This is a genomic window from [Clostridium] aminophilum DSM 10710 (genome assembly GCF_000711825.1).
In the GTDB taxonomy this organism is placed as follows: Bacteria; Bacillota; Clostridia; order Lachnospirales; family Lachnospiraceae; genus Clostridium_R; species Clostridium_R aminophilum.
In genome coordinates this window covers 83335-99704 of sequence record NZ_JONJ01000007.1, presented here as the reverse complement: position 1 = coordinate 99704, position 16370 = coordinate 83335, and the positions used below count along the sequence as shown (strand labels likewise).

Sequence of the window (16370 nt, the reverse complement as noted above, 5' to 3'; positions counted from 1 at the left end):
AAATGCCGAAACCCGTTATGGGTGTTTCGGCTCGTTTCAAGTCCTTTGCCGCTGCAACAACAGATGATTGCAGCGGCATTTTTGTTGTGAGAACATGAGGCACATCGTGCCGAATGTTCATTGGCGAGAGCGGGCAGGAGAAAGACTCGCTGCCCGATTAAGGAGATCAGCGGTAATGTGTACACTGACAGAACGTTTTTTACGATATGTATCTTATGAGACTACTTCGGATGAGGATTCCGCAGCGAGTCCGTCCACGGCGGGACAGCTTGTCCTTGCAAGGGCGCTGGCTGATGAGATGCGGGAACTCGGATTGGAAGATGTGGCGGTATCGGAGTTCGGCATCGTGACCGGCACTCTGCCGGCTGTGGGAGAGGGAACCGAAACAGCACCGACACTCGGACTGATTGCGCATATGGACACGTCGCCGGCGGCGAGCGGAAGAGAGATTCATCCGAGAATCCTGAAATATGAAGGCGGCGACATTGATCTGACGGCGGACGGAAGCGTAAAGCTGACACCGGAGAATTCCCCGCAGCTCATGAACCAGATCGGGCATCAGCTGATCGTGACGGACGGAACCACCCTTCTCGGCGCTGACGATAAGGCCGGAATTGCGGAGATCATGAGTGTCTGCGAGTATTTCCTCGCGCATCCGGAAGTTCGTCACGGAAAAATCCGCGTTGCCTTTACTCCGGATGAGGAGATCGGTCACGGCGTGGACCATTTCGATGTGGAAGGTTTCGGAGCGGATATCGCTTACACGGTGGACGGCGGAAAACTCGGCGAGATCGAGTATGAAAACTTCAACGCGGCGACCGCGGTGGTGACCGTTCACGGGCTGAGCGTTCATACCGGAAGTGCGAAGAACCGGATGATCAACGCGATCCGTGTTGCCGTGGAGTATTCCGATATGCTTCCGGCCGCGGAGATTCCGGAACACACGGAGCTTCGCGAAGGTTTCTTCCATATTCGAAAGATCGAGGGCGGCGTGGAAAAATGTACCATGACCTTCAATATCCGCGATCACGGAAAAGAGGAATTTGCCGCGAGAAAAGCCTTTATGGAGCGGATTGCAGCCTATCTCAACCAGAAGTACGGCGACGGAACCGTGGAGCTGAAGATCACCGATACCTCGGGCAATATGCGCGAGATCGTCGAGCAGCACATGGAGCTGATCGATTACGCGATGGAAGCGTTCCGGAAGAACGGTATTGAGCCGGAGACCCCGCCGATCCGCGGCGGCACGGACGGCGCGAGACTGAGCTTCATGGGACTGCCGTGCCCGAATCTGTCGACCGGCGGTTACAATTACCACGGAAGACTGGAGTACGCATCACTGGATGAAATGAAGAAGATGGTGGATGTACTGCGGGATCTCGCAGTTTCCTTTGTCTGATCGTTTCTGCATTTTGAATAACCCTTTTACCCTTTGAACGGAGTCTGTCGATCCCCGCCCCATCCTCGGATCGGCAGACTCCTTGTTTTTCTTATTCTGTAAATTTTGCCAACAATTTTTTAGAATTTAACGTTTTTTCGGTAAAATGTGAGTATTGCGCAAGCGGCCGGCAGAATGCTATTCTCTAACCGAAATTGTTATTGCCGGATGAAGGATCATGTCCCGCAGGTTATGACACAGCGCGGAGCAGCAGACGGGAGAACGCTTTGTCCGGGTGGGGAAAAATGAATAGGAGAAAGACATGAACAAGAGGTTCACAGATCCGTACACCTTTGAGGGACGTATTCCGCTGAAACAGGCGATTCCGCTCGGGCTTCAGCACGTCATGGCGATGTTTGTCGGCAACCTTACGCCGCTGATCATCGTAATGGGTGTCTGTGGTATGGTTGGCAATGATTTCGAGGCACTCCGCATTTCGCTGCTGCAGAATGCCATGATCATGGCAGGTGTGGTTACGTTGATTCAGTTGTATGCCATCGGACCGGTCGGAGGAAAAGTGCCGGTTGTCATGGGAACCAGCTCCGGCTTCCTGGGCATCATGAAGTCCATTTCCACCATGATGGGCGGCGGAGTGATCGGTTATGGCGCGATCCTCGGGGTCTCTGTTCTCGGCGGTCTGATGGAAGCTGTGCTCGGCTTCTTCCTGAAACCGCTTCGTCATTTCTTTCCGCCGGTTGTCACCGGATCGGTGGTGATGGCAATCGGCCTTTCGCTGATCGGAGTCGGAATGGGATACTACGGAGGCGGAACCTCCAGCCCGGATTTCGGTTCTTCCATCAACCTGCTTCTCGGAACCTTTGTTCTGATCGTGATCATCGTCGCAAAGCACTTTGGCAGTCGGTTTGTGAGTTCAGCCAGTGTTCTGATCGGCATTATCGCCGGATATGCGCTGGCATCTGTCTTCAGCATTGTTCTTCCGACAACGGGTGTGGATGCCAATGGTGCGGAGTATACCTACTCCTGGGTTGTACAGTGGAACAAGGTGGCATCGGCAGGATGGATCGCGGTTCCGAAGGTGCTTCCGGTACAGCCGGTATTTGATATAAGAGCCATTGTTCCGATGATGATCATGTATGTCGTTACGGCGGTGGAGACCATCGGAGATATCTCAGCAGTACAGATCGGCGGCTTTGGACGGGAGGCGAGTGATAAGGAACTTTCCGGCGGCGTGATCTGTGACGGTATCGGTTCCTCTCTGGCAGCAGTCTTCGGCGTTCTTCCAAACACATCCTTCAGCCAGAATGTCGGACTGGTTTCCATGACCAAGGTGGTAAACCGGTATGCAATCTCCGCCGGTGCGGTATTCCTGATTCTCTGCGGATTCTGCCCGAAACTGGGCGCAGTGGTCAACATCATGCCTCAGTCGGTTCTCGGCGGCGCGGCCATCATGATGTTTGCTTCGATCATCGTCGGAGGCATCAGTCTGATTACCAACCATGGAGTGGACAGCCGCATTACGACGATTGTTGCGGTATCGGTCGGCCTGGGATACGGAATCGGTACCAACAGTGCCATTCTTGCAGGACTTCATCCGTATCTGAATCTGGTTTTCGGAGAGTCAGGCATCGTTCCGACCGCAGTGATCGCGATTCTTTTGAATATTGTTCTTCCGAAGGAAAAGAAGGCAGAATAACTGCTGAAAAGACAAAGCGATAAAAGACAAAGCGATAAAAGACAAAAGCGATAAAAGATAAAAGACAAAAACGAAAAGACAAAACGATAAAAGATAAATCGATAAGTGATATCGATCATAGATAGAAAACGCCCGGTGTCCCTGCCGGAGAGAATTCTCCGGAAGGCGGCATGTCCGGGCGTTTTTTATGCCGCTGAACGCTCGAAACTCACGAAGCGTGTTTCGGCTTGATATTTCTAAAAACCGAGCATCAGCCGGTCGCCGAAGAAATCTGCCCGGAGTCTCTCGCCGTAGATTTCGCGCAGATATCCGGTGAATGTTCTCCGGAAGTCTTCATTTCCCTCATCTTTTCGCAGATCGCCGATGATCTGCCCTTCCTTCATGAAGAGGAAATGTCCGGCGTATTCGTAGGCGAGCTGCGGGTCGTGGATCGAAAAGATGACGCCGGTGCTGCTCTTTCGGACATATCCGGAAAGACGCTGCATGAATTCATGCTGACGCCGGAGGTCCAGAGAGGCGACCGGCTCATCCATGAGGGAATAGCGCGCATTCTGCAGGATCGCGCGGGCAAGGTAAGCCATGCGGTTTTCGCCGCCGCTCATGCGGGAAAGATTTCGGCCGATGAGGTGCGGAACGCCCAGTTCGCGGAGAAGGGAGCGGGCGTGCTCCAGGACTTCTCTGTCCGGCCTTGAAAATGCGCCGAGGTAGGCGGAGGCACCCATGGCGACAAATTCTTCGGTTGAGAAGGAAAAGCCTCCGTCGGTTCGCTGCGGAACATAGGAGAGAAGCCGGGCACGCTCGCGCCCGGAGACGGTTCCGGACGAGCGGGAACGGTTTCCGGAGAACAAAAGCTGTCCGTCGGCAGAGACGGAGCCGGAGGACGGCGTGAGAAGTCCGAGAACCGATTTGATGAGCGTGGTTTTTCCGGAGCCGTTCAGGCCGATGAGTGCGGTGATCTCTCCGGGAGCCGCATCAAAAGAAATGGAATTCAGAATCGGCCCGGACGGATATTGAAAAGACAGATCACGAATCTGCAGCATGGTATACTCCTTTGGTTTAATGGTTTGCGGTCCGGCGGACGGAGATCAGAAACGCCGCGAGGCAGACTGCTCCGAAGGCGGTGGTCAGGATGCTGATCGGAAGTTCCGAGGAGGTCAGGTTCCGCGCGCAGGTGTCGGCGGCGAGCGTAAGGATCGCACCGAGAAGCGCGGTTTCCGCAAGATTGTGTTCAAAATCGGAGCCGAAGAGGGCGCGTGCAAGGTGCGGGACGATCAGACCGACCCAGGATACGATGCCGCTGATGCAGATCGATGCGGTCACAAGAAGGGTTGAGCACAGAATGCAGATCCGTTTTGTGGACCGAACCGGAATGCCGAGTGTCTGGGCCTCTTCCGGGCCGAGCGTCAGAACCTTGATGCGATACCGCAGAAGAAAAAGAACCGTCAGGCAGGTCAGGATAACCGGCGCACAGATCCGGAAATCGTTCCATCCGGCGAGGGAGTAGCTTCCCATCAGCCAGTAATCGATGGCGGCGAGTTCCGAGGTCGGATCTGCGAGGTATTTGAGTGCCATGATGGCGGAATTCGTAAGCGCGCTCAGGATTATGCCGGAGATGACCAGATTGAAATACCGGTTTCCGCCGATCGCGGAAGACAGAAGGACCGAACATAACACCACGGTCAGGCCGCCGGTGAATGAAAAAAGCTGTTTTTCCGCGATGCCGCCGGTTCCGAAGAGGATGGCGCAGATGGCGCCGGCCGAGGCACCGCCGCTCACGCCGAGAAGATCCGGCGATGCCAGCGGATTCCGGAAGAGTTCCTGATAGAGGAAACCGGCGGAGGCAAGCGCTGCTCCGCAGATGCCGGCCGTGAGATTGCGCGGAACACGGACTTCACGGAAGATGACGCCGTCCATGGGACTTTGCGGTGTCCCGCGGAGTACGAGAAGAATCTGTTCGGCAGTGAGCCGGTACTGTCCGGTCGTGCAGGACCAGAAAAATAACGCCGTGAGAAGCAGGAGGAGCAGAAGAAGATTCCGGCTCCGGTCCCGGCGACGGGGGAAATCGTACATGGCGCATTTCTTCCTTTCTGAATGTCATGAAGTGGTGCAATGATCCGCATCCGCTTTGGAGAAAACCGAGGGATACCGGTCATAACCGGTTCGGGATCTCCGCGGCGAATGCGGATCATACAGTTGAATGGAACATGTTGAGTTGTTACAGCTGATCTCTTGTCACGTCGATGTCAAACCAGGTCTTATAGAATTCCTGGGCTTTCTTTACATAATCGTCTTCGGAAAGGAGCTCCGGGTGAAGAACGGAGGTCATCCAGTAGATGCCGAGGATCGAAGACGGCTGCGGGTAATCCCAGGCCTCGATCCGGGACGGAACGGTGAAGAGCCGGTCTTCTTTTACCGCGCTGACTTCCGCAAGGGCTGTGTTGTTCCGGATATCGTCCGTGGTGAATTCGGAATAGCTGACATTGAAGATGTATTCTGGATTATAGGAGAGGAGCTGCTCTGCGGTGATGTCCACCCACTTCGTGTCCGGAAGATCCTTTGTGACCGGTATGCCGCCGGCGATCTCGATCATTTCATCCTGATACATTCCGCCTGCCGCCGCGCGGAGAACGGAATCGCTGCCGCACAGATAAACGGACGGGCGCTCTTTTGTGCCGGATACAAGGCTGCGGATCTCCTCAACGGAACGGTCATAGTAGGATACGAGTTCGTCTGCCTTTTCCTGTTTGCCGGTGATGTCGCCAAGAAGACGGATCATACCGTTGAAATCATCATAGGTCTCCGGATTCACCACCACGGTCGGGATGCCGAGAGATGTGAGTTTTTCTGCGGCGTCCTTCTGCTTTTTCGGAAGGATGACAACGTCCGGGGAAAGAGATGCGATCTTTTCGACATTGATCTCTTTTCCGGAACCGACGCCCGGCAGATTCAGAAGCTCCGGAGCAGCCAGCTGATAGAGGCCGCGGGTGTCCGCTTTGGTCTCAATGCCGACCAGAGAATCTTTTTCGCCCAGTGGGATGAGGGAAGCGGTCACCAGATAATAGCAGGAAACAATCTTCTCTGCGGGTTTGTCCAGGGTGACTTCACGGCCGGTCTGGTCTGTCACGGTGACTGCGCCGTCGCCGTTTACGGCCGCCTGCGCGGAGGACTGGGAAATGCTTTCGATGCCGGCAGATTCCCTACTTTCCGCTGTCTCAGCGGCAGAAACCGAACTGCCGGCCGCAGCGGACGCGCCGCAGCCTGCGACGGAGGAAACCGCGATGGAAGCGGCGATGGTGAGAAGAATGGTTTGTTTTTTCATTTGAGTCTATCCTTTCTGCATCGTTATACCGATAAAAGTATAACGCTTTTGCTTTCTTTGTAAAGGATTTTCAGTTAAAATGGGCGGAGATAACGGCGAGGCGGAACGTCGGACGGAGGTGAGTGCGTTGCATCCAAAGATTCAGGTTCAGATCTGTGAAGAAAACGGTGAGAAAATCTTCGGCCCGGGACCGGCGGAACTTCTGCGGCGCGTCCGGGATACCGGAAGCCTTCATGCCGCGTCCAAAAGCATGAATATGGCCTACTCGAAGGCGATGAGGATTATGCGAACGGCAGAGCGGAATCTTGGTTTTTCGCTTCTCTCCGGAAAGGCCGGAGGGAAAGCCGGAGGGGGAAGCGTTCTCACAAAAGAGGGCGCGGCCTTCCTTGAAAAATACGAGATATGGGAGCGGCAGGTCCGCAGCTGCGGAATGCAGTATTACCGGGATATCTTCGGGGAGAACGCGGAGGAATACGATCCGGCGGAAAATGGCTTCAAGGGGACGGAACAGAAACAAGAGACTTCGGGAGAAAACGGAGATCTTTCCGCTGTCTCCATCGTGGTCATGGCGTCCGGATACGGCCGCAGATTCGGATCCAATAAGCTCCTTGCGGATCTCGGCGGGGTGACGATGGCGGAACGCACGCTCGATGCGGTGCCCGTTCCAATGCGGAAAAACACGGTGGTTGTGACGCGTTATCCGGAGATTGCGGAGATGGCCCGGATGAGGGATATGCGGACTGTGATGAATCCGTTTCCGGATCAGAGCGATACCGTCCGCCTCGGGACGAAGGACTGTATGGAACAGTCCGCGGGAAAATGCCGTGGGATTCTCTTTCTTCCCTGCGATCAGCCCTATATCCGCCCTGCCACGCTCGAACGGCTGGCGATGGAGTTTCTGCGGCATCCGGACGATCTGACCCGGCTCGGAAAAGACGGAACCGTCGGAAGTCCGATGATTTTCCCGGAAAGCACCTTTCCGGCGCTTCTTGCGGTCACCGGGGACACCGGCGGACGGGAAGCGGCAAGAGAAAGCGGACTGCCGGTTCATGTGGTGGAGGCGCAGTTTCGCGAAGAATTAAACGATATCGACAGACCGGAGGATATAGATGTTTCGAATCAGTGAATATAAGAAAGTACAGTCCCTGCAGGAAGCATGGGAACTGAATCAGAAAAAGAGCACCCGGACGGCGGGCGGCATGACATGGCTTCGGCTCCGACACAATCCGGCGGGTACATTTGTCGATCTGTCGGGGCTGGGACTTGACCGGATCGAAGAGACGGAAGATGAGATCCGGATCGGTTGCATGGTGACGCTCCGGGAGCTGGAGAACAGTGAGGTCATGGACCGGTACACGGAGGGCGCGGCGAAGGCGGCAGTCTGTCATATCATCGGTGTACAGTTCCGGAATATGGCCACCGTCGGCGGAAGCATTTTCGGCCGGTTCGGGTTTTCCGATGTGCTGACATTGTTCCTTGCTTTCGACACCAGTGTTGAGATGTATCGAGGCAGTGGGAAAACCGAGCTCGTTCCGCTGACGGAGTTTGCCGCCGCAAAACCGGATCGCGATATTCTCACGCGGATTATTATCCGGAAGGAAAAACTCCATGCGGCCTATGAGTCGGTGCGCACGAACGCGTCGACGGATTTTCCGGCGCTGACCGCGGCGGGGGCCCTTCTGGAAGACGGATCCATCCGCCTGGTGATCGGCGCAAAGCCGCAGAGAGCGGAGCGCGTTCCGGCCGCGGAGAGCTGGAAGGCGGAGCGTCCTTTTGCGGAGCGGAGCGAAGAGACGCCGCTTCTTACGGAGGAGACGATCCGTGCTTTTGCGGAGGAGGCAAGAAAGACGGTAAAAACCGGAAGCAATATGAGGGGAAGCAGCCGCTACCGGAGCGCTCTGGTCGGTGTGGAGACCGCCCGGATTCTCCGAACGCTTGCCGGAGCAAAGAAAACCGTAAATACGGAGGGAAATGTCCGCGAAGGCGCCGCGGGATGCGCTGAGAGATCCGGCACGGGAGAGAGCGACCACGCTCAGAACAGGAACCTGCGGAAAGAAGAGAAAGGGGTACACGCATGATCGTCAGTATGTTTTTAAACGGGAAAAAGGTCGTATCCGAGATCGATCCCGGCATGACACTCCTTGATTTTGTCCGGATGCATGACTGTTATAGCGTAAAATGCGGCTGTGAGACGACATCCTGCGGCCTCTGCACCGTCTTTCTGGATGATGTGCCGGTCCTTTCCTGTTCGGTGCTTGCCGCGAGAGCGGACGGACGAACGGTCACCACGCTGGAGGGACTTCAGGAGGAGGCCGCGGAATTCGGAGGCTTTCTTGCGGATCAGGGAGCGGAACAGTGCGGATTCTGCAATCCGGGCATGGTGATGAACACCATCGCGATGCTTCGGGAGAATCCGGATCCGACCGAGGATGAGATCAAGGAATACCTTTCCGGGAATCTGTGCCGCTGTACCGGATATGAGAGTCAGCTGAGAGCGGTGAAGAACTACCTTGACTGGAAATACAGCCGCGGTCTCTATGAGGGACACGGAAAAGAAGAGGCGACAGGCGGGACGGAGTGCTCGGAAAAGGAGGTTCGGTGATGGCGGAACAGAAGAAATCAAAGGGTATCTTTGCGGATGGAGCCGTCTACGACAACGGAATTCTGAAGAGAGCGCAGTCCCGCGAGGAATGGGAAAAAAGCCGCCGGCAGATGGAGCAGGACGCGGAAGATGCGCAGAAAAAACGCGATGAACTGAAGATCGTCAATCATGCGTTCCGGAAAAAGGACGCGATGCAGCTTGTGACCGGAAAGCCGGTCTACGTGGATGATATCACGCCGAAGGACTGCCTTGCGGTAAAGATACTCCGCTCCCCGCATGCGAACGCGATTGTGGAAGAGATTCAGACCGAAGCGGCGATGAAAGTGCCGGGAATGGTCCGGATCTTCACCTGGAAGGATGTGGATCAGAACGCAAAGCGGTATACACAGGCCGGACAGACCTATCCGGAGTTCAGTCCGTATGACCGCCTTCTGATCGACCGTCATGTCCGGTTTGCGGGCGACGTGGTGGCAGTTCTCGCCGGAGAGACTCTCGAGGCGGTGGAGAAAGCCATGCGTCTGGTGAAGGTGAAATATCAGGTGCTTCCTGCGGTTCTGGACTACCGCAAGGCGAAAGACAACCCGGTTCTGGTTCATCCGGAAGAGAACTGGGAGGCTCTTGTGGCGGCCGCCAATGCGGACAACCGGAGAAATCTCTGTGCCCATGACGAGTGCGGAAAGGGTGATGTGGAGAAGGTGCTGGCCGACTGTGACGTCGTGATCGACCGCATTTACCATACACCGGCGAGTCAGCAGGCGATGATGGAGACTTTCCGCACCTACTGTGATATCGATGAATACGGAAGACTGAATATCATCAGCTCCACGCAGATTGTGTTCCATGTCCGCCGTATCGTCTCCAATGCGCTTCACATTCCGAAGTCGAAGATCCATGTGCGGAAGCCGAGGATCGGCGGCGGTTTCGGCGCAAAGCAGTCTGCGATAAGTGAAGTGTATCCGGCGATGGTCACATGGATGCTGAAGCGGCCGTCAAAACTGATCTTTACAAGGGAAGAGAGCCAGATCGCGTCCTCCCCGCGCCATGAGATGGAACTTCACGTCCGCCTTGGGGCAAACAGGGACGGACGGATCCGCGCGATAGACCTCTACACACTCAGCAACACCGGAGCCTACGGAGAGCACGGACCGACGACGGTCGGACTGTCCGGACACAAGACCATCCCGCTCTACGGGAAGGCGGAGGCTTTCCGGTTTGTCAATGACGTGGTTTACACCAATGTCATGTCAGCCGGTGCATACCGCGGCTATGGCGCGACACAGGGCTGTTTTGCCGTGGAATCCGCGGTGAATGAGCTGGCGGACCGCCTCGGCATTGATCCGTTTGAACTCCGGGTCAAGAATATCATTCATCAGGGCGATGTGATGCCGGCGTATTACGGCGAGACGGCGACGAGCTGCGCGCTGGACCGCTGCATCGAACATGTCCGCAGAATCAGCGGATGGGATGTAAAACCGCACAGGGAGGTACTTCCGGACGGAAAAATACGCTCCATGGGCTGTGCCATCACCATGCAGGGATCCGGAATTTCCGGCGTCGATGTCGGAAGCGCGTCACTGAAGCTGAATGATGACGGCTTCTATATTCTTCGCATCGCCGCCGCGGATATGGGAACCGGCTGCGATACGACTCTAGCCCAGGTTGCGGCGGAGGTGCTGGAATGCCCGCTGGACAATGTCGTGACCAGCGGCGCGGATACGGATACATCCCCGTATGATTCCGGCTCTTATGCGTCCAGTACGGCCTATGTCACCGGAAAAGCGGTGGAGAAATGCGCGCTTGAACTTCGGGGCCGCATCATCCGGATGGGGGCGGAAATGCTCGGAGCATCCGCGGAAGACTGTGATTTTGACGGATCCTGTGTCCGCTGCGGCGGACGGTCCGTGTCGATGACCGACATCGCAACCCGGTCCATGTGCAACAACACCAATGCGGTGGAGGTGACCGTGAGCAATACCTCTCCGACCTCCCCGCCGCCGTTTATGGCCAGTGTGGCGGAACTGATCACCGATCCGGAGACCGGAGAAGTCAGGACGGAGAATTTCTACGGCGTGGTTGACTGCGGAACACCGCTCAACCCGGCACTTGCGAGAGTGCAGACCGAGGGCGGCGTCCTTCAGGGCATCGGCATGGCGCTCACCGAGCGCGTCGATTATAACCGCCGCGGCCGCATGATGCAGGACAGTCTGATGCAGTACCGCATCCCGACGAGAAACGACATCGGACACCTGAATATCGAGTTTGAGAGCAGTTATGAGGGATCCGGCCCATTCGGCGCGAAGTCGATCGGCGAGGTTGTCATCAACACGCCGGGACCGTCGATCGCCGAGGCGGTTTATCAGGCAACGGGAAGACGGATTTTCTCGCTGCCGGTCACGCCGGAAAAGGTTCTGTTCGGAGAAGACTATACCGTGGATCAGCGGGGGATCGGGAAGTAACCCGGAATAATCGGAAAACATACGAAAAACATCTAAAATAAAGAGTGAAAAATGCCGCAGAGGCCGAAAAATCGGTTCTCTGCGGCATTTTTCACACAAAAATAATTATTATTATATAATAGAATGCCGATATTATGATGAAAGCCCTGTAACGAACGACAGGGGATAGGTTGTGATATCTCCCGGACGATGCGGACAGAAAGAATTGCCGTTGGACTGCACGTTCGGATCGGCGCGGAGGTTATTTATGAGAGATCGGGATTTTGGGATCAGAGCGCGGCTGAAGCGGGGAGCCGGAATCATGCTGACCGCGGTGCTGTTGTTCTGCACCGCCGGGTGTATGGCGGGAGAAAGCAGTTATGCGGCGAAATCGGCGGAAGACAAGAATCCCATAAAGATCACATTGTGGACTTACTACGGAGGGCAGCAGCTGGAGTGCTTTTTGTCGCTGGTGCAGGAATTCAATGATACGGTCGGAAGGGAGAAGGGAATCCATGTCGAGCCCACCAGTCAGGGATCACTGGAAGATCTGGAGAGCGCGGTATGGGCTGCTGTGGATAAGAGAGTCGGTTCGGCCGAGGTACCGGATCTTTTTCCGGTTTATCCGGACACGGCAAAAGAACTGGATGCCCGGGGAATTCTGAAGGATATGGCGCCGTTTCTGAGCGAAGCGGAGAAAAAAGAATACGTTGACCGCTATATGGAAGATGGCGTGCTGTCGGCGAAGAATGAATTGAAGATATTTCCGATTGCCAAGGCAACGGAGCTTCTGATTCTGAACCGGACAGACTGGGACCGGTTTGCCGAAGAGACCGGAGCGGATATAGAGAAACTGTCCACGATCGAGGGTGTGACGGAACTTGCAGAAGAATACTACGAATGGACCGATCGGAAAACGGCTACTCCGGATGACGGAAAAGCACTTTTCGGAAGAGACTCTCTTGCGAATTACTGTATGGTCGGCGCGGCTCAGCTCGGAACGGGAATTCTCACTCCGGATGAAGAAGGGCGCGCGGAGATCCATTTTGACCGGAAAGTGATGCGAAAACTCTGGGACAATTATTATGTTCCGTTCATCAACGGGTATTTTACCGCATCGGGGCGGTTCCGGAGTGATGATATGAAGATGGGAACCATCCTTGCGTTTGTGGGATCCAGTGCCAGTGTGACATTTGCGTCCGGGACGGTGACCCGGTCCGACAATACTAGTTATCCGGTCCGTCTGGAGATACGGAAGGCGCCGGTTTTTGCGGAAGGAGAGCAGTATTATGTAGAACAGGGCGCCGGTATGGCCGTTTCGGTGTCAAACGAAGAGAAGGAAAAAGCGGCAGTGGAATTCCTCAAATGGTTCACGAAGACGGAAAATAATCTCCGCTTTTCCCTGGCTACCAGTTATCTCCCGGTAAAGATTGCGGCCAACAATCCGGAACTTCTGAGCGGAAGCGGGGCATCGGACATTATCCGCAGTGCACTCAAAACGGCGATGACAACTGTGAACGAAAATAAAATGTACAGTACCGCGCCGATGAAAAACAGCGCAAAACTCCGGACTTATCTGGCAACGTCTCTTATAGAACAGTCGGAGATGGACCGGGAATCGGTAGAGATCCTGGTAAAACAGGGAATGCGCCGCAAAGAAGCGGCAGCGCAATATGATACGGACAAAAACTTTGACCGGTGGTATGAGAAGACAAAAAAAGAATTGGAAGAAATGCGATGATGAAGAATAATTCAAACCATGATATGCCGATCTTCCGGAGAATTCTGATTCCTCTGATGGCAATGCTTCTCATCGAGGCAGCAATTCTGTATGCAGCAGCCGCGATCTCCGGCGTAAACCGGCGGTTTGCCCAATATGCCGGCGATGTGGTTGAGGGGCGGCTGCGGGCCAGGAAGAATTACATCGAATCCATGATGCAGAATAACTGGATGAACATTTCCCTTGAGGTCGAGGAGATCAACCGTCGTATGCGTGTGAAGCTTATACGCGGCGAACTGACGCTGGAGGAACTGAACCATCCGGGAGAGCGGGTCAATATGTTTCTCGAGGAAGCGGCCGAAAAGCTGATCGGCATCATGCGCGCAAGCCGTGTGACGGGTGCTTACATCATCCTGAATACGGACGATCTGGATGAAATGGAGAAACAGGGAACTCTTCTGGACAAACAGGGAGTTTATATCCGTGATCTGGATCCGCTTTCGACGCCGACGGAACATAATACCGATCTTCTTCTGGAACGGGCACCGGCGGCGGTCATCCGGAGTACCGGCATTTCAACCGACATCAGCTGGAGTCCGTGCTTCCAGTATCATACGGACGAACAGGATCTGTATCCCTTTTTCTATATGCCCTATCAGACCGCATTCCGGAATAAGGGTCTTTACGACTGGCGGGATCTCGGTTTCTGGGGAAGTGTGACGTCACTTTCGGGGGAAGACCGGACCTTTATCACGTACTCGGTTCCGCTGATTCTGCGGGATGGAACCGTCTACGGCGTGATGGGTGTGGACCTCACGCTGGACTATATCCGCACGCTGCTTCCGGAGAACGAACTGACCGATGATGCGGAAGCCTGCTATTTTCTCGGACTGGCGCCAAACTGGGAGGAAAAACCGGAATCATTTGCCGCATTTTTCGGATCCGGCAATTTTACCTGGGCGGCGAGCGACAGAGGAATCGGGGAGGCGATCCGCAAATCTCTGACCAATCAGCGGGAGACGCTGCCGGCCGAAGCATTTCTTCACCCGGACAGTGCCGAATATTTCTGCCGCGCATTTTCGCTCAATCTCTACAGCTCCAACGTTCCGTATCCGAATGTGAACTGGGTTCTGGGCGCGGTTGTCCCGAACGACAGTATCGAGAAATATCCGAATCTGGTCCGGATGGTATTTATGATCTCTGCCGGAGCGATGATTCTGTTCGGTATCGCGGCGAGTGTGTTCATCTCGTATCATATTCAGAAGCCAATCGCACGTCTTCACGGAAAAATCCGCACAGCGGATCCCGGAAGTCAGATCTGTCTTCCGAAGACCGGAATCCGTGAAATCGATGTTCTTTCCAATGAGGTTGAGCGGCTGAGCGAGGATGTGATCGCATCCGGCCGGCGTTTTTCCAGGATCATTCAGATGTCCTCGGAGAAGCTGGGAGGATTTCAGATCGACGATGAGCAGAAGACGCTGTATGTCACCGAAGGCTTTTTTGATATCTTCGGACTGAAGACTCCGGAGAATCTCCAGTCGCTGAGCGTCATGGAATTCCGGGCGATTTTAAGCGGACTATCCGAATATATCGTGGAGCAGGAAAGCGGCATCAACGGCGAGATCTATGAGATCACGCGCGATGGAAAGAAATGTTTCATCCGCTTACGCGAATCCAGGGAAAACAATATGCATTACGGTTTTGCGAAAGATGTCACACAGTCCCTTATGCGGAACCGGATGATCATCTTTGAACGCGACCACGATGCGCTCACGAGTCTTTTGAACCGCCGTTCGTTCCGCAGACAGATCACGGAACTTCTTGAGGCGGGAGAACGGAAGTTTGGCGTCGGCGCTCTCCTGATGATGGATCTGGACAATCTGAAGAGTGTCAATGATACCTATGGCCATCAGTTCGGCGATGCCTATATCCGCACGGCGGCCAAGACGATTATGGCGTGCTCTTCCGCCAAGGCGCTTTCCGCCCGGATTTCCGGCGACGAGTTCAACGTATTCTATTACGGCGAGAGCCGGGAGGAGATTGAGACGCAGATCAGCCGCCTGAAGGATGCATTTTCCAGAGCGGTGATCGAGGTCGGAGACGGACAGCGCAGACAGGTCCGGATTTCCGCCGGAATCGCGTGGTACCCGGAAGACGCATCAAACTATGAGATGTTGATGCGCTATGCCGATTCCGCCCTCTATATTGCGAAGCGAAACCGGAAGGGCGAGTTCGTCACTTTCGATATCGAAAACTATCAGGAAGAAGATGACGTCCGCAGAAAGAAGGACGGACTGATCAAACTTCTGGAAGACAGGGAATTCCATTTTGTGTTCCAGCCGATTTACCGGGTATCTACCGGTACGATCTATGCGTATGAAGCGCTGATGCGGCCGGATCAGCCGGCATTTTCCTCTCCGGCAGAGGTGATCGAGACGGCGCGGATGGAGTCCAGAATGAATCAGATCGAGAATGTGATGGTTCCGGAATCCATCGAGGCGTTCTTCCGGCTGGCGGACAAAGGCGGCTGCAGTCCGGATGTCCGGCTGTTCTACAATTCGATTGCGGATCAGACGATCACCAGGGAAATGGTGCAGTATCTCAGCACGAATTATCACGATAAGCTTCACCGTCTGGTCATGGAGATCACCGAGGAGAAGGCTGTCTCCCAGGAAAAATGGGATCAGAAGATTCTGGCGCTCCGGGAAATGGGCATGGAAGTTGCACTGGACGATTACGGGTCGGGATACAACAGCGAGAAGGCGCTGCTGATGATTTCGCCGAAGTACATCAAGGTCGACATCGCCATCATCAAGGACAATCAGAACAACCCGGACAAAAAGGCGATCATGGAATATATCGTGAACTATGCGCATGAGAGAGGCAAGATGATCATTGCCGAGGGCGTGGAGACCCGAGAGGAAGCGGAGACCTGTATCCGTCTCGGTGCGGATCTGATTCAGGGATTTTACCTTGCCCGTCCGTCGGAGACACTGTGTGATGCCGATCCCGCCGCGAGAGAAGAGATCCGGAAAATGACCGCGCAGCATCAAGACTGAAACAGACATAATGACAGTTTTTTCAGGAAACAGAAGAAAAACAGCCGGTTTTTCCCGGAGAAGTAATCCGGAAGATACAGTGGAAACCCGGAAGAAACGCTGAAAAGCAAAGGAATGAAACCGAAAATATCGACAGAAAGCAA

Annotated in this window: 11 protein-coding genes; 8 read left to right on the top strand and 3 right to left on the bottom strand. The window is 54.8% G+C overall.

The genetic code is table 11. The features are described 5' to 3' along the window. Positions 1-175: 175 nt before the first annotated feature. Together pepT and BR86_RS0106275 are read left to right on the top strand one after the other, a co-directional pair. Positions 176-1399, top strand: a complete 1224-nt coding sequence (gene pepT, locus BR86_RS0106280) for a peptidase T (protein WP_031472229.1) — start codon at positions 176-178, stop codon at positions 1397-1399. Between the two features lie 301 nt (positions 1400-1700). Then, complete coding sequence (locus tag BR86_RS0106275; RefSeq protein WP_031472227.1) at positions 1701-3092, top strand: uracil-xanthine permease family protein; 1392 nt, start codon at positions 1701-1703, stop codon at positions 3090-3092. 236 nt (positions 3093-3328) lie between these two features. On the opposite strand, the gene BR86_RS0106270 is transcribed toward BR86_RS0106275, so the two are convergent. From BR86_RS0106270 to BR86_RS0106260, 3 genes are all read right to left on the bottom strand, one after another. Then, positions 3329-4132: an ABC transporter ATP-binding protein gene (locus BR86_RS0106270; RefSeq protein WP_031472225.1), complete on the bottom strand. Its 804-nt coding sequence runs from the start codon at positions 4130-4132 to the stop codon at positions 3329-3331. Positions 4133-4148: 16 nt separating this feature from the next. Next, complete coding sequence (locus BR86_RS0106265; protein WP_038288045.1) at positions 4149-5162, bottom strand: FecCD family ABC transporter permease; 1014 nt, start codon at positions 5160-5162, stop codon at positions 4149-4151. 145 nt (positions 5163-5307) lie between these two features. Beyond that, the gene (locus tag BR86_RS0106260) at positions 5308-6411 is read right to left on the bottom strand and encodes an ABC transporter substrate-binding protein (protein WP_031472221.1); all 1104 of its coding nucleotides are present in this window, start codon (positions 6409-6411) and stop codon (positions 5308-5310) included. Between the two features lie 127 nt (positions 6412-6538). Between BR86_RS0106260 and BR86_RS15615 the strand changes: the two genes are divergently transcribed. From BR86_RS15615 to BR86_RS0106225, 6 genes are all read left to right on the top strand, one after another. Next, positions 6539-7537 carry an NTP transferase domain-containing protein gene (locus tag BR86_RS15615; RefSeq protein ID WP_242841575.1) on the top strand — a complete coding sequence of 333 codons (999 nt, stop codon included), beginning with the start codon at positions 6539-6541 and terminating at the stop codon, positions 7535-7537. Next, positions 7521-8489, top strand: a complete 969-nt coding sequence (locus BR86_RS0106245) for an FAD binding domain-containing protein (RefSeq protein ID WP_075034445.1) — start codon at positions 7521-7523, stop codon at positions 8487-8489. The genes BR86_RS15615 and BR86_RS0106245 overlap by 17 nt, the downstream gene beginning before the upstream one ends. Then, on the top strand, positions 8486-9013 hold the full coding sequence (locus BR86_RS0106240; RefSeq protein WP_031472217.1) for a (2Fe-2S)-binding protein: 528 nt from the start codon (positions 8486-8488) through the stop codon (positions 9011-9013). The genes BR86_RS0106245 and BR86_RS0106240 overlap by 4 nt, the downstream gene beginning before the upstream one ends. Positions 9014-9165: 152 nt before the next feature. Continuing rightward, positions 9166-11469, top strand: a complete 2304-nt coding sequence (locus BR86_RS0106235; RefSeq protein ID WP_031472215.1) for a xanthine dehydrogenase family protein molybdopterin-binding subunit — start codon at positions 9166-9168, stop codon at positions 11467-11469. Between the two features lie 247 nt (positions 11470-11716). Then, positions 11717-13189, top strand: coding sequence for an extracellular solute-binding protein (locus tag BR86_RS0106230; protein ID WP_051684630.1), 1473 nt, complete (start codon positions 11717-11719; stop codon positions 13187-13189). Next, complete coding sequence (locus BR86_RS0106225; protein ID WP_031472211.1) at positions 13186-16227, top strand: EAL domain-containing protein; 3042 nt, start codon at positions 13186-13188, stop codon at positions 16225-16227. Before BR86_RS0106230 ends, BR86_RS0106225 begins: the two co-directional genes overlap by 4 nt. Positions 16228-16370: the final 143 nt, after the last annotated feature.

What these genes read in the sequence shown, in the direction of transcription:
- pepT (WP_031472229.1), top strand. Translation starts at nt 176, where the DNA reads ATGTGTACACTGACAGAACGTTTTTTACGATATGTATCTTATGAGACT.
- BR86_RS0106270 (WP_031472225.1), bottom strand. Translation starts at nt 4,132, where the DNA reads ATGCTGCAGATTCGTGATCTGTCTTTTCAATATCCGTCCGGGCCGATT.
- BR86_RS0106230 (WP_051684630.1), top strand. Translation starts at nt 11,717, where the DNA reads ATGAGAGATCGGGATTTTGGGATCAGAGCGCGGCTGAAGCGGGGAGCC.
- BR86_RS0106260 (WP_031472221.1), bottom strand. Translation starts at nt 6,411, where the DNA reads ATGAAAAAACAAACCATTCTTCTCACCATCGCCGCTTCCATCGCGGTT.
- BR86_RS0106240 (WP_031472217.1), top strand. Translation starts at nt 8,486, where the DNA reads ATGATCGTCAGTATGTTTTTAAACGGGAAAAAGGTCGTATCCGAGATC.
- BR86_RS0106265 (WP_038288045.1), bottom strand. Translation starts at nt 5,162, where the DNA reads ATGTACGATTTCCCCCGTCGCCGGGACCGGAGCCGGAATCTTCTTCTG.
- BR86_RS0106275 (WP_031472227.1), top strand. Translation starts at nt 1,701, where the DNA reads ATGAACAAGAGGTTCACAGATCCGTACACCTTTGAGGGACGTATTCCG.
- BR86_RS0106245 (WP_075034445.1), top strand. Translation starts at nt 7,521, where the DNA reads ATGTTTCGAATCAGTGAATATAAGAAAGTACAGTCCCTGCAGGAAGCA.
- BR86_RS0106225 (WP_031472211.1), top strand. Translation starts at nt 13,186, where the DNA reads ATGATGAAGAATAATTCAAACCATGATATGCCGATCTTCCGGAGAATT.